The sequence below is a fragment of the Novosphingobium barchaimii LL02 genome (assembly GCF_001046635.1).
Taxonomy (GTDB): Bacteria; Pseudomonadota; Alphaproteobacteria; order Sphingomonadales; family Sphingomonadaceae; genus Novosphingobium; species Novosphingobium barchaimii.
The window spans coordinates 117,490-131,509 of record NZ_KQ130453.1 but is presented as its reverse complement, the minus strand read 5'-3'; the positions used below and the strand labels follow the sequence as shown (position 1 = coordinate 131,509).

The window sequence follows — 14,020 nt, the reverse complement described above, 5'->3', positions numbered from 1 at the left end:
CAAAAAGAAACCCCGGCGGGGAGGAGGTCCGCCGGGGCTTCTCTACGAGCCTTCAGATGAGGGTGTTTGCGCCCACCCTCAGTTGAAGCGCGCCCGCAAGTTGAGGCCGGCGTAACGGTCCGCATCGCGCGGGATCATCAGGCGTTGTCCGGCAGTGGTGTTGAGCAGCACGTAGCTGTCATCCAGCAGGTTCCTGACCATGAAGGTCAGGCGGTACTTGTCTTCCGAATCGGACACGCCGACGCTGGCGTTCCAGATGCCGTAGGGATCGATCGGGCCGCTCTCGCCAAGGTCGGAGAACTGCTTCGAGACGTGGTGCCAGTCGCTCGACAGGTAGAGCTTAACCGGGCCGGCATCGACGTCATAATCGGCGCCAATGGTGTAGCTGAACTTGGGCGCCAGCGGCAGGCGGGTGCCGTCGCGGGCGTCCGGTGCGTTGGTGAGCGGGTTCGGGTTGAACCGGCGAACCTTGGCATCGGCATAGGCGGCGTTGGCGCGGAAGGTCAGGCCCGAGGTGGGCGCGAAAGTCGCATCGACCTCGAAGCCCTTCGAGCGCACGGTGCCTGCGTTGGTCAGGTTGGTGACCACCGCGCCGTTGAGCAGGACGAAGTTGTTCGCCTGGAAGCCCTTGTAATCGACCAGGAATGCAGTCGCGTTGACCTGCAGCATGCGATCGAAGAACTGGCTTTTCACGCCGGCTTCGAAGCTGTTCGACTTTTCAGGATCGATAGGCTGCGAGTTGGTTGGCGCGGTGTGGTTGAAGAAGACGTTGAACGCCGGTCCCTTGTAGCCGCGCGTGTAGCTGCCGTAGAGCATCACGTCGTCGGCGACGTTGTACTGCAGCACGGCCTTGCCCGAGAAGTTGTCGGCGCTGGTGCTGCCGCGCGAGGTGTTGGTGCCGTTGCCGCCCGTAGCGATAGTGCCGCCGGCGCCCACGCCCGAAAGTCCGGCGCCGATTGCGGGAAGGCCCGTGGTCGCATTCACCGCGGGCGCGCGGGTGTGGACATAACTCACGCTGTCATGCGTGAAACGGCCGCCCAGCGTCAGGCGCAGCTGCGGGGTGAACTCATACGTGCTCTGCCCGAAGATCGCCCAGTTGCGGAACGACACGTCGCTGCGCGAAGAGGCGGTGGGGAACAGGGTATTTACCGTGTCGCTGAGGTTGCACGGACGCGCGCCCGTGACCGAATCGATGGGCGAGGTCGACGTGGCGCAAGTCACGTCGCTGCGGGTGAAGTCCTGGCTGTTCTTCGAGTACCACATAAAGCCGCCGACCTGATAGGTAAGCGCTTGATTCTGCGGCGAAGCCAGGCGGACTTCAGCGGAAACCTGATCGGTTTCAACCGTACCGCGATCGTGGAGTTGCGGGGTGCCGACAATCGCGCGGGGCAGGAAGTCGCCGTCGCGGATTTCGGTGTTCTTCCAGTTGCGATAGCCGGTGACGATGCTGAGCGTGTGGTCAGCAAAGGTGTCGATATCAGCGCTCGCGGTGAAGCTGTACTGGCGGTCGAGCGAGCGGGTGACGAGGTTCTGGTTGACGTCGCGAGTATTCTCGCCCTGCGGCGTGATGCCCAGTTCTGCGTCCAGCACAGCGCCGCGCGATACGCCTGTGACTTCGGCGCAGCAATCGTCGTTGGCCTTGAAGTAGTCCGCGATCAGGCGCAGGCGGCCCCCGTTGCCGTCATAATCGATCAGGCCGCGCGCACCGTAGTGCTCATACCCGTTGACGGTCTTGTCGACCGCGACGTTCTTCACATTGCCGTCGAACGTGCCGTAGAAACCGGTGACGCGCGCGGTCAGGTCCTGCGCGATGGGGCCGGACAGGGTCATCTTGGCGCGATATTCGTCATCGGTGGTACCCGAGACGTTGGCTTCGGCCTCAAAATCCTTGGTGCCGCCCTTGGAGACGATGTTGACGAGGCCAGCCGACGCATTTTTGCCGAACAGCGTGCCCTGCGGGCCGCGAAGAACTTCGAGACGATCGAAATCGACGAGGTCGAGGAAGGACTGGCCCGAGCGGCTCAGCACAATGCCGTCGACAACGGTGGACACACTGGGCTCTGCCGCGACCGAGAAACTGATGGTGCCGACGCCGCGCATCACGATGGCGCTGTTGGCGTTGGTCGTGCCCTTGCGGAAGGTGACCGAGGGAACGATCGAGGTGATGTCCTCAAGGCTCTTGGCGCCGGCGCGGGCCATGGCATCGCCGGTAACCGCGCTGATGGCAATCGGAACATCCTGGATGTTCTGCTTAACCTTTTGCGCGGTAACGATAATTTCTTCGACCTGAGCATAGGCGGGCGAAGCCGCCGCCAGTGCAAATGCAGATGCAGAAAACGCAAATACTGCGCGCTTGGCTATACCGCTGGAATGTACCGAAATCATGACTCTCCCCTCCTCAATCCGGATCGGTCCGAAGTTTTCACCTCAGGTCGTCCTGTTGGTTGGTTGCCCTCTTGATCGGGTCCGGCATTTCTGTCAAGCGGTGTCATATCGGACAGAGCGAATGCGCCGTCGAGTGCTGCACATCGGGCACAGGTAGGGAGTTTAGGATCGTGACGCTGACTTTCAGCATTCAGGAGCGTGGGCTTGAACAGGGGCCTGAACAGGGCTTCACCTGCCATCTGGCCGGACGCGAAGTTCTGTGCAGCACGCCCCAGCGCCCCGCTTTCTCCCTCGCCAGCGGGCAGCCGGACGTACGCATGGTGCGCGGCAACTTCGAAATCGGCGATTCCCCGACCGGACGCGTGGCGCTGGCCGCCGCGCGCATGGAAGGGGACGACCTGCTGCTTTCCGAGGCTCCGGGTGCTGCACCTTTGCTGCGGCTGAGCGCCAGGGGCGATTCGCTTCAGGTGACCGCCCTGAACCCCGGCCACGACCGCGTGTGGATCGAACTGACCGCCCAGCCCGGCGAGCACATCTGGGGCGGCGGGGAGCAGATGAGCTACCTCGACCTGTCCGGCCGCCGCTTCCCGATCTGGACCAGCGAACCCGGCGTCGGCCGCGACAAGTCCACCGAACTGACCCGTCTGATGGACGAACAGGGCATGGCCGGCGGCGATTACTGGTGGACCAATTATCCCCAGCCCACCTTCCTGTCCTCGCGCCTTTATGCCTGCCATCTGGACAGCAGCGCCTATTCCGTGCTCGATTTCACCGACCCGGCGCGCCACGGGATCGAAGTGTGGGAAGGCAGCTTCTCGCTCGAATTCTTCGCCGCAGACGATATTGCGGCGCTGGTCGGCGCGCTCTCCACCCGCTTTGGCCGCCAGCCCGCCCTGCCCGACTGGGCGATCGGCGGCGCGATCGTGGGTCTCAAGGAAGGCGACGCCAGCTTCGCTCGGCTCGACGCGATCATCGCAGCGGGCGCCGAAGTCAGCGCCCTGTGGTGCGAGGACTGGATCGGCATTCGCCAGACCACTTTCGGGCGCCGCCTGTTCTGGGACTGGTCGTGGAACGAGGCGCGGTATCCGGGCCTTCCCGCCCGTATTGCTGCACTGAAGGAGCGCGGCATTCGCTTCCTCGGTTATGTGAACCCCTACCTCGCGAATGACGGCGTGCAGTATCAGGAAGCGCTCGCGGGCGGGCACCTGGCGCTGCGTCAGGACAGCGACGAACCCTATCTGGTCGATTTCGGCGAGTTCGACTGCGGCGTGGTGGACTTCACCAACCCGGCCAGCCTTGACTGGTTTGCAGAGCGCGTGATCGGGCGCGAGATGCTGGACTTCGGCCTGTCCGGCTGGATGGCGGATTTCGGCGAGTACCTGCCGGTAGACCTGCGCCTGCACGACGGCAGCGACCCGATGCTGCTGCACAACCGCTGGCCCGTGCTCTGGGCCGAGGCGAACGCCCGCGCCATCGCATCGCGCGGGAAGACCGGCGAGGCGGTATTCTTCATGCGTGCCGGATTCTCGGGCGTGCAGGCGTATTGCCCGCTGCTGTGGGCGGGGGACCAGTCAGTCGACTTCACCCGGCATGACGGCATCAACACCGTGCTGACCGCCGCGCTTTCGGCGGGGCTGGTCGGCAATGCCTATTCGCACAGCGACGTGGGCGGCTACACCAGCCTGCACGGCAATGTGCGCACGCCGGACCTCATCAAGCGCTGGTGCGAACTGGGCGCGTTCTCTCCCGTGATGCGCAGCCATGAAGGCAACCGCCCCGATGACAACCTGCAGATCGATTCCTCGGACGATCTGCTCGCCTCCTTCGCCGCGATGTCTCGCGTTCATGCGGCGCTGGCGCCCTATGTGCGCCATCTCAGTGACGAGGCGGTGGCGACCGGCCTGCCGGTGCAGCGCCCGCTGTTCCTGCATTACTTTGAGGAAGCCCTGTTCGCGGTGCAGGATCAATACCTGTACGGCGCGGACATGCTGGTCGCGCCGGTGGTGGAGGCGGATGCCGCCGCGCGCACTGTGATCCTGCCGGGAGATACGCCGTGGCGGCACCTGTGGTCGGGCGAGGATTTCGCGCCGGGCACGCACATCGTCGATGCGCCTTACGGCCAGCCGCCGGTGTTCTACCTGCCGTCAAGCGACTTCGCGCCGCTGTTTGCCACGCTCAAGGCATGAGCGAACGCTCCAACATCAAGGACGTCTCCGCGCTGGCGGGCGTTTCGGTGAAGACCGTCAGCCGCGTGCTGAACGGGCACCGCTACGTCAGCGGCGATACGAAGGAGCGCGTCGAAAAGGCGATGCGCGACCTCGATTTTCGCCCCAGCGTGGCGGCGCGCATTCTGGCTGGCACCAAGTCCGGCCAGATCGCCCTGATTTATGACAACCACAGCCCCTATTACATGAACCAGATCCAGATGGGCTGCTGGGAAGGCTGCAACCAGGCAGGGATGCGCCTGCTGGCCCAGCCAGTGGACGTGACGGACGCCGCCGTGGGCGATCAGGTGCGCGGGCTGGTCACCGAAACCCATGTCGACGGGATCATCCTGTCCTCCCCCGTGACCGACTGCGTCGCCGTGCTGCAGGCGCTGGAGGGCATGGACATCCCCTTCGTGCGCATTTCGCCCGGCACCAACCACGCGATGACCTCCTCGGTCTTCATGGACGACGCGCAGGCCGCGGACGACATGACGACCTACCTCATCAACAAGGGCCACCGGCGGATCGGCTTCGTGCGCGGCCACCCCAACCACATGGCCTCTGAAGAACGCCTGTTCGGCTATCGCCGCGCGCTGGACCGAGCGGGCATCGCCTTCGAGCCGGCGCTGGTCGCGCCCGGCGAGTTCGATTTCGACAGCGGCGTGGCTGCCGCGCATCGCTTCCTGAAATCGGCGCCGCGCCCCACCGCGATCTTCGCCAGTAACGACGACATGGCCGCCGGCATCCTCTCCGTCGCGCACGACATGGGGCTGGACGTGCCGGGCGATCTTTCGGTCGCAGGCTTCGACGATACCACGCTGGCCCGCATGGTCTGGCCCCAGCTCACCACCATCCACCAGCCCACGCGCGAACTGGCGCGCGCGGCTACGCAGCTTCTGCTGGACGGCGTCCACCTGACGCACCGAAGGCTCCCCCACGACCTGGTCGAACGCGCATCGGTTGCGGCGATCAATCCCGATTTCCTCTCCTGACAGGACATTCCATGACGTATCTGCCTTCCCCCGAAGCCCTCCGCCCGCTCGGCAAGAGCGGCATCATGGTCTCCCCCCTCGCCTGGGGCAACTGGCGGCTGTGCGGCGACGATGTGCCCGCCGTGGTCAAGCTGCTCCACGCAGCGCTGGATGCCGGGATCAACCTGATCGACACCGCCGACATTTACGGCCCCGACAACAACGAAGCGTTCGGCGCATCAGAAAGCCTGCTGGGCCGCGCACTGGCCAGCGAACCGGGCCTTCGCGAAAAGCTGGTGATCGCCACCAAGGGCGGCATTTCGATGGGCGTCCCTTACGATTCCAGCGCCGGCTACCTCACCTCGGCCATCGACGCTTCGCTCACCCGCCTTGGCACCGACACCGTCGAGCTGTGGCAGATCCACCGTCCCGACATCCTGACGCACCCTTCGGAAATCGCAAAAGCCATCGACGAAGCACATAAAGCGGGCAAGATCCGCAGCTTCGGCGTCTCCAACTTCACCGCCGCCCAGATCGCTACGCTGCAGCAGTTCATGACGCTGCCGATCGTATCGACCCAGCCGGAACTATCGGCCCTCAAGCTCGCTCCGATCGAGAACGGCGAGCTGGACCAGGCGATCGCGATGGACATGGCCGTCATGGCATGGTCGCCGCTGGGCGGCGGGCGCATCGCCGCTCCCAAGGACGAGCGCGCGCTGGCCGTCGCGGCGGAACTGGACGCGGTGGCAGAGGAATTCGGCGTGTCGCGCACGGCGGCTGCCTATAGCTGGATCATGGCGCACCCGGCCCGCGCCATCCCCATCGTCGGATCACAAAAGGCCGAGCGGATCGCGGAAAGCGCCGACGCACTCAAGGTCCGCTGGACCCGGGCGCGTTGGTACGCGGTACTGGTCGCCGCAAAAGGAGAGCCCCTGCCATGAATGCAACCTCTGAAAAAACCTGCGAGGTAAGCTGGTTTTCGGCGCTGTGCGACGATGACTACGAATTCCTTGGCCAGCCCGATCCCATGCTGGCATCAAGCTGGGAGCATTGCCGCAACATCGTGATGCAGGCGGAAAAGGGCGGGTTTGACAACATCCTGCTGCCATCGGGCTATGCGCTGGGGATCGACACCACCATGTTCGCGGGCGCCATCGCCCCGATGACGGAGACGATCCGCCTGCTCTGGGCGCTGCGCATGGGTGAGGACTGGCCGCCGCAGCTGGCCCGCCGCATCGCCACGCTCGACCGTATCCTGGGCGGGCGCCTGACGGTGAACATCATCTCGTCCGACCTGCCGGGCGAGAAGCTGGACAGCCGCGCGCGTTACCAGCGCACGCTGGAGGTGATGCAGATCCTCAAGATCATGCTGAACGGCGAACATCTGAAGTACGAGGGCGAGTTCTACAACCTCGACCTGCCCCCTGCCCGGATCTCGACGGTTTCGGGCAAGTGCCCGCCGCTCTACTTCGGCGGCCTGTCCGAAGATGCGCGCGAAGCGGCGGCCAAGGCCTGCGACGTTTACCTGATGTGGCCCGACACCATGGACAAGGTGCGCGAAACCATCGCCGACATGACCGCGCGCGCCGCCAAATACGGCCGCACCCTGAAATTCGGCTACCGCGCACATGTGATCGTGCGCGAAACCGAGGACGAAGCGCGCGTCTATGCCGACCGCCTGCTGTCCAAGCTGGACGACGAAGCCGGCGAGGCGATCCGCAAGAAGTCGCTCGACAGCGCCAGCGTCGGCGTGACCCGGCAGGCGGAACTGCGCGGCGCGGCGGGCGGCGACGGTTTCGTCGAGGACAACCTGTGGACCGGCATCGGCCGGGCTCGGTCGGGGTGCGGCGCGGCGATCGTGGGCGATCCCGATCAGGTGCTGGCCAAGCTGCGCGCCTATCAGGACGAGGGCATCGATGCCTTCATCCTCTCAGGCTATCCCCACGCAGCCGAAGCGGACCTGTTCGCGCGGCATGTGCTGCCGCAGATCAACCACGCGCCGCTGGTGCTCTGACGGCTCGGCCACCTTCGTCGTTGCGTGCAGGCTCGCAATGGCGAAGGAATGGCGGGATCATCCCCCAGCCCCTACAACCGGCGCCTATGTGCGGCAGCGAAACTCCACCACCTCGCCGGAGAGCGGCAGCGGCACGATTTCCGCAATCGCAGCGGAGAGTTCGTCCTGCCGGAACGGCTTGGCCACCCGGCGGTAATGCAGTCGTATCCCCGCCGGCAGGTCGGCATACCCCGAGATCATCAGGATCGGCAGATCCGGCCACCCTGCCCGTACCGCATCCGCCAGTTCGCCGCCCGTCATGTGCGGCATCGCATAGTCGGTGACGAGCAGGTCCACGCGGGTCTGGCCGAGTATCTGGAGGGCCTGCGCTCCGGATGCTGCCTGCAGCACCGTATGCCCCAGATCGGACAGCATCGCCGCCGTGTTGAGCAGGACGATATCGTCATCGTCGACCGCAAGCACGGTCATGGCCTTCATCCGGCCGACCTGCCCGACCGGCGCCGGCGCTTCGGTAGCGGCAGCCACATCGGCAAGCGCCACAGGCAGCCATAACGTGACCGCCGTGCCTTTGCCCGGTGTGCTTTTCAAGGTGGCCTTGCCGCCGAACTGCTCCGCCATGCCCACCACCATCGACAGCCCCAGCCCGGTGCCTTTACCGATGCCCTTGGTGGTGAAGAACGGTTCTACGCACTTCTCCAGCGTGACGGCATCCATGCCCGCGCCCTCGTCCGCGACGGTCAGGCAAACGTAATCGCCGGGCGCGAGCCCTTGCTGGACCCGGCTTTGCGCGCGCGTGGCGGAGATCACGATCCTGCCCCCGTCGGGCATCGCATCGCGGGCATTCACCGCCAGGTTCAGTAACCCAAGTTCAAGCTGGGCGGGATCGGCGCGCACGGCTTGCAGGGTCAGCGGGAACTGCGTGTCGATGGTCACGCCCGAACCGATCGTGCGTTCCATCAGGTCTGCCATGCCGCGCACCAGCGCGGTCAGGTCCACCGCTTCAAGCCGCAGGTCCTGCCTCCGCGCGAAGGCAAGCATACGCTGGGTCAGCGTTGTCCCACGCTGCGCCGCCTCCATGATGTTGTCGAGGAAGCGGGTGATGTCCTGTCCCTGCCCCATCCGCCGCCGTGCAAGATCGGCGCTGCCAACGATGGCGGCAAGCAGGTTGTTGAAATCGTGGGCGACGCCGCCGGTCAGCTGGCCGATCGCCTCCATCTTCTGCGATTGGTAGAAGGCCTGCTGGGCCTGTTCCAACGCATGCTGCGCCCGCTTGCGCTCTGTCAGGTCGCGGGTGATCTTGGCAAATCCGACAAGGTCGCCATTGTCGCCCCGGACCGGATCGATGACCACGCTGGCCCAGAATTTCGACCCGTCCTTGCGCAGACGCCAGCCTTCCGCCTCGAAGCGCCCCGCGTTCAGCGCGGTGGACAGCGCCAGCGCCGGCACGCCGGCCGCACGTTCGTCATGAAGGTAGAAGCGGGAGAAATGCTGGCCGATGATCTCTTCGGCGCGGTAACCCTTGAACCGTTCGGCCCCGGCATTCCAGCTTGTGACATGGCCGCCTGTGTCGAGCATGTAGATCGCATAGTCGGTCACGCTCTGCACCAGCAGGCGGAAGCGTTCCTCGCTGCTGCGCAGCTCCTCGTCGGCCTTGCGCCGCTCGGTCAGATCGCGCGTGACTTTGGCGAAGCCGATCAGCTGACCGCCGGGATCGCGAACCGGGTCGATCACGACGTTGGCCCAGAACCGGCTGCCATCCTTGCGAAGGCGCCAGCCCTCGGCCTCGAACCGCCCTTCGGTGGCGGCGGTGTGCAGGGCGCGTTCGGGAATTCCGGCCGCGCGGTCACCCTCGCCATAAAAGCGGGCGAAATGCCGGCCGATAATCTCGTCCGGTTTGTAGCCCTTGAAACGCTCCGCCCCGGCATTCCAGCTGGTGACGATGCCGGTGGGGTCCAGCATGTAGATGGCATAGTCGGTCACGCTCTGGACGAGCAGCTCGAAACGGCCTTCTACAGCAGTTGCCTCGTTCTCGACTTGCATGCCCCTTATGCGCTCCGCCGCAGATCAGTCCGCCGACGCCCCGTGATAGCCGAATCGAGCCCAGCGCGCCAGCGATCCGCCACCGTCATGGCCGGCCGCATCACCGTCCGCTACTTTCCGCCTTGGCATAGCCACTCCAAGTCGTCGCGGTGGCGGCCACGGCGTCACCAGTAACGCGTGAATTTTACTCAGTATTAACCCTTATAAAACCGTTATTGCATCATAATGGTTGTATGAATTGGCCCGCCCTGCCTCGACGTTCCGACCTTCCGCCGCCCGCTCCCGCCGGGGCCGCAGTCAATGCCGACCCCGCAATCCCTGCAACGCGCGGCAAGTTCACGGACTTTCTGCCCGCCGCCCTGCTGCTCATGCTGGGCCTCGGCAGTCTGGCAATGGCATGGGTAGCCACCGGGCAGCCTTCGAGCCAGTATCTGGTCATGGCGCCGCCGGGGTCGACACTGGGCCAGACCGTCCGCCTCATCCGTGCGGCTGGCGGCGGGCTGACGGTCCGGGCGCCCTTTTCCAATCTTGTTATCGCGGATTCCACGCAGCCGGATTTCCCGAACGCCGCGCGCAAGGCAGGGGCCTGGTTGGCCGTACCGGTTCCCGCGCGAGCCGGATGTGCCGCGCCTTCATCCCCGGAGAATACCTTGTGAACGTGGAACTGGATACGCTGCGCCTTCACTTCGGGCGCTTTCTGGTGGCGCTGTTCTGGGCCCACGTTCCCCTGCTTGCTCTTGTCGCGGTTCTGACCGGCCACTCGCCCATCGCCGCAGGGCTGGGCGGCGCCGCGCTGGCAGGCAGCTATCACTGGCTCTGGTACAGCCGGGGGATCGCCCCCGCTACGCGCTATCTTTCCGCCATCGCCTTGATGGGAGAGCCCGCGATCCTGCTCATCCTGCTGCGCGGCCATGGCTGGCAGATGGACATGCACATGTACTTCTTCGCCATGCTGGCGCTGACGATCGCCTGGTGTGACCGGCGCGCGATCCTTACCGCCGCGGCGGCAGTGGCGCTGCATCACCTGCTGCTGCTGTACCTGCTGCCCTATGCGGTGTTCCCCGGCGAGGGCAATCTGGGCCGCGTCATCCTCCACGCTGCGATCGTCGTATTCCAGGCCGCCGTGCTGGTGTGGCTGAGCGATCGGCTGGCCGAAAGCTTCGAGCGCAATCAGCGCATGGGCGCGGAAATCCTCGCCAAGAACGAAGCGCTGGAAGAACGCACCCACGAAGCGGAAGAAGCCAACCGCGCCAAAAGCCTGTTCCTGGCCAACATGAGCCACGAAATCCGCACGCCGATGAACGCGATCCTGGGCTTTTGCCATCTTGTCGCCCGGACCGACCTCGATGCGAGGCAGAAGGACTATGTCGGCAAGATCAACCACGCCGGCGTGTCCCTGCTGCGGCTCATCAACGATATCCTCGACTTTTCCAAGAACGAGGCAGGCAAACTGACGCTGGAAGCGCACCCCTTCGACGTGCGCGGCGCCATCCGCAATCAGGTCCAGCTCGTTGCCGCCGATGCCGAGGCGAACGGGGTCAACGTGGTGACCCAGATCGCGGGCGACGTGCCTCACCGCCTTGCAGGCGACGAGATGCGCTTCAACCAGGTCGTGCTCAACCTGCTCAGCAACGCGGTGAAGTTCTCCGAAGGCGGGACGGTGACGATCCTGCTGGATGTCGGGGCCGAGCAGGACGACCAGATCATGGTGCAACTGGCAGTGCGCGATACCGGCATCGGCATGACCGCTGAGCAGCAGGCGGCGCTGTTCCATTCCTTCACCCAGGCCGACAGTTCGACCACGCGCCGCTTTGGCGGCACGGGTCTGGGCCTTGCGATCTGCCGCCAGATCGTCGAGCAGATGGGCGGCAGCATAAGGGTCGACAGCGCCCCCGGCCAGGGCAGCACCTTCACCTGCCGCATGAGCATGTCGTTGGACGACGAGGCCGATGCGGCCCGGCTTGATGTGCCCGCGCAGGTCCGCGGCCTGCGTATCCTGGCGGCGGACGACAATCCCGCCTCGCGCCAGATCATGCAGGATATATTCTCGGACTGGGGCCTGCCGCTGGACCTTGTGGCCTCGGGCGACGAGGCACTTGGCGCGATCGGCGCGGCGGACGATGCCGGAAAGCCTTACGACCTCGTGCTGCTCGACTGGAAGATGCCCGGCATGGACGGGATGCAGACGGTCGAGGCGATGCACGCGGCGGTCTACAAGGGTGCCCGCCCGCGCACGATCATCATCACCGCCTACGGCGCCGACGATTTCGTTATGGGGCCGGGCAGCGCCGAAGTGGCCGCCTTCCTGACCAAGCCCGTGGTGCCGCGAACCCTGCTCGACACCATCGCGGAGATCGTCTCGCACAAGGCCGCTCCGCCGCAGCCTGCCCCTCCGGCGGCAGAGACGGTGCCGATGGTCGCTCCGCACCTGCGCGGTCTGCGCGTGCTGCTGGTGGAAGACAACGAGATCAACCGCGAGATCGCCACCGAACTGCTGGTCGACGCCGGGCTTCTGGTGGACATCGCCGAGAACGGCCGCATCGCCTGCGAGCGCGTGCGCGATCACGGCGAGACCTATGCGGGCGTGCTGATGGACGTGCAGATGCCCGAAATGGACGGCGTCAGCGCGACCAGGGCAATCCGCGAACGCTGGTCTGCGGACCGGCTGCCGATCGTCGCCATGACCGCCCACGCCTATGAGGAGGAGAAGCAGCGCTGCTTCGCCGCCGGCATGAACGACCACATCGCCAAGCCGGTAGATCCGGCCATGCTGATGCGCACGCTGGACCGCTGGCTGAAGGCGGAGCGCCCCGCCGCCCAGCCCGCGCCGCCCGCGCCGCCGAAACCGCAGGGCACGGTGCTGCCCGACACGCTGCCGCCCTTCGGCCTCCAGGCCGCCCTGCTGCGCGTCAACGGCAAGGCATCGCTGCTGCACAAGCTGATCGTCACGTTCGCCGCGACGTATGCAGGCGCCCCGGACGAACTGCGCAGGCTGATCGCATCCGGCCAGCTACCCGACGCACGGCGCCTTGCGCACAGCCTCAAGGGCGTGGCCGGATCGCTGGAACTTCCCGGCCTTCAGAAAGCCGCTTCGAACCTTGAACGGCTGCTGGCGGCCGGTGATACCGGGCAGGCCGGCGGCGCCATCGCCGAATTGGAGGTCTGCCTGACCCCCGCCATCACGGCGGCGCGCAGCCTGACCGGCGGCCCGACGCAGACAGCGCCGGCGGCGGCCCCCGCCCTCGATCCAGAGGCGGCCCGGCGCGCGCAGGCAGACCTGCGCGAACTGGTGGTGCGCCGCAGCCTGGGCGCGCGGGCGAGCTTCGTCCGCTTTGCCCAGGCGACCGGCCTGTCCGAGGAAGAACGCGCACGCCACGGCGTGTTTCAGGCGCTGGAAAAGCTGGACTACGGCGCCGCCCTCACCCTGATAGACAGCGAAGGAGCCACCCCGTGACCAGGGCCACCATCCTGATCGTCGACGACGAGATTTCGAACATCGAGATCATGAACGCCGTGCTGGAGGACGACTACGAAGTCTGCTTCTCCACCTCCGGCGAACAGGCGCTGGAAACGGCGCGCACCACCTTGCCCGACCTCGTGCTGCTGGACGTGCTGATGCCGGGGATCGACGGCTTCGAGGTCTGCCGCCAGCTGAAGGCCGATCCGCTACTGGCCGACATCCCGGTGATCTTCACCACCGGGCTGGGCGATACGGCGGACGAGATGCGCGGTCTGTCGCTGGGCGCGATCGATTATGTGACCAAGCCGATCCAGCCCGCGATCCTGCGCGCCCGCGTAGGTAACCACGTGGAGCTGAAGCGCCTGCGCGACCAGCTGGCCAACATGGCCGTCACCGATGCGCTGACCGGGCTCAGCAACCGCCGTCAGATGGAAAAGGCGCTGCACAGCGAAACCGGCCGCCTTGCCCGCACCGGGGACTGGCTATCGGTCATCATGATCGACATCGATTTCTTCAAGCAGTTCAACGATACGTACGGCCACCCCGCCGGGGACCGCTGCATCTCGATGGTGGCTTCTGCCCTGACCCGGGCGGTCAAGCGCGCCTCCGACCTTTCCGCCCGCTATGGCGGCGAGGAATTCGCCTGCATCCTGCCCGGCGCCGACCCGCATGGGGCGCAGCTGGTGGCGCAGGAGATCAAGCTACAGGTCCAGTCGCTCAACATTCCGCACGAACGATCGCAGATCAGCCCGTTCATCACCGTCAGCATCGGCGTGGCCAGCGCGCGGTGCCTGCCCGGCATGGCGGCGGACCAGTGGATCGGCCACGCCGACAGACAACTCTACCAAAGCAAGCACGGCGGCCGGAACCGGATCACCGTGGCCGAATTCGACAATACCGCCGAATATTGCCCCACCTGAACGCCTGGCCCGGCGCTTCCCTG

9 protein-coding genes are annotated in these 14,020 nt (G+C 65.7%); 7 read left to right on the top strand and 2 right to left on the bottom strand.

All coding sequences use genetic code 11. The annotated features are described in order from the left end of the window. Positions 1–78: 78 nt before the first annotated feature. The gene (locus V474_RS07540) at positions 79–2,385 is read right to left on the bottom strand and encodes a TonB-dependent receptor (protein ID WP_059150924.1); all 2,307 of its coding nucleotides are present in this window, start codon (positions 2,383–2,385) and stop codon (positions 79–81) included. Positions 2,386–2,555: 170 nt separating this feature from the next. Here V474_RS07540 and V474_RS07535 point away from each other — a divergent pair, with 170 nt between their 5' ends. Genes V474_RS07535 through V474_RS07520 form a run of 4 tightly spaced genes read left to right on the top strand, consistent with a single transcriptional unit; the run spans position 2,556 to position 7,577 of the window. After that, positions 2,556–4,571 carry an alpha-glucosidase gene (locus tag V474_RS07535; RefSeq protein ID WP_269085130.1) on the top strand — a complete coding sequence of 672 codons (2,016 nt, stop codon included), beginning with the start codon at positions 2,556–2,558 and terminating at the stop codon, positions 4,569–4,571. After that, positions 4,568–5,584 carry a LacI family DNA-binding transcriptional regulator gene (locus V474_RS07530; RefSeq protein ID WP_059150923.1) on the top strand — a complete coding sequence of 339 codons (1,017 nt, stop codon included), beginning with the start codon at positions 4,568–4,570 and terminating at the stop codon, positions 5,582–5,584. The genes V474_RS07535 and V474_RS07530 overlap by 4 nt, the downstream gene beginning before the upstream one ends. Positions 5,585–5,595: 11 nt before the next feature. Then, positions 5,596–6,504, top strand: coding sequence for an aldo/keto reductase (locus tag V474_RS07525; protein WP_059150922.1), 909 nt, complete (start codon positions 5,596–5,598; stop codon positions 6,502–6,504). Beyond that, positions 6,501–7,577 carry an LLM class flavin-dependent oxidoreductase gene (locus tag V474_RS07520; protein ID WP_059150921.1) on the top strand — a complete coding sequence of 359 codons (1,077 nt, stop codon included), beginning with the start codon at positions 6,501–6,503 and terminating at the stop codon, positions 7,575–7,577. The genes V474_RS07525 and V474_RS07520 overlap by 4 nt, the downstream gene beginning before the upstream one ends. An 84-nt stretch (positions 7,578–7,661) precedes the next feature. Here the strand turns inward: V474_RS07520 and V474_RS07515 are convergent, their stop codons facing one another. Next, the gene (locus tag V474_RS07515; RefSeq protein WP_059150920.1) at positions 7,662–9,617 is read right to left on the bottom strand and encodes a hybrid sensor histidine kinase/response regulator; all 1,956 of its coding nucleotides are present in this window, start codon (positions 9,615–9,617) and stop codon (positions 7,662–7,664) included. 233 nt (positions 9,618–9,850) lie between these two features. Between V474_RS07515 and V474_RS07510 the strand changes: the two genes are divergently transcribed. Genes V474_RS07510 through V474_RS07500 form a run of 3 tightly spaced genes read left to right on the top strand, consistent with a single transcriptional unit; the run spans position 9,851 to position 13,997 of the window. Next, on the top strand, positions 9,851–10,273 hold the full coding sequence (locus V474_RS07510) for a hypothetical protein (RefSeq protein WP_059150919.1): 423 nt from the start codon (positions 9,851–9,853) through the stop codon (positions 10,271–10,273). Beyond that, complete coding sequence (locus tag V474_RS07505; RefSeq protein WP_059150918.1) at positions 10,270–13,071, top strand: response regulator; 2,802 nt, start codon at positions 10,270–10,272, stop codon at positions 13,069–13,071. Before V474_RS07510 ends, V474_RS07505 begins: the two co-directional genes overlap by 4 nt. After that, entirely contained in the window at positions 13,068–13,997 is a 930-nt protein-coding gene (locus V474_RS07500) for a diguanylate cyclase (RefSeq protein ID WP_059150917.1), read from the top strand. Before V474_RS07505 ends, V474_RS07500 begins: the two co-directional genes overlap by 4 nt. Positions 13,998–14,020 lie beyond the last annotated feature (23 nt).

Bases quoted from the DNA above. Each gene is read 5' to 3' on its own strand.
- V474_RS07515 (WP_059150920.1), bottom strand. From the start codon at position 9,617: ATGCAAGTCGAGAACGAGGCAACTGCTGTAGAAGGCCGTTTCGAGCTG.
- V474_RS07525 (WP_059150922.1), top strand. From the start codon at position 5,596: ATGACGTATCTGCCTTCCCCCGAAGCCCTCCGCCCGCTCGGCAAGAGC.
- V474_RS07510 (WP_059150919.1), top strand. From the start codon at position 9,851: ATGAATTGGCCCGCCCTGCCTCGACGTTCCGACCTTCCGCCGCCCGCT.
- V474_RS07530 (WP_059150923.1), top strand. From the start codon at position 4,568: ATGAGCGAACGCTCCAACATCAAGGACGTCTCCGCGCTGGCGGGCGTT.
- V474_RS07520 (WP_059150921.1), top strand. From the start codon at position 6,501: ATGAATGCAACCTCTGAAAAAACCTGCGAGGTAAGCTGGTTTTCGGCG.
- V474_RS07540 (WP_059150924.1), bottom strand. From the start codon at position 2,385: ATGATTTCGGTACATTCCAGCGGTATAGCCAAGCGCGCAGTATTTGCG.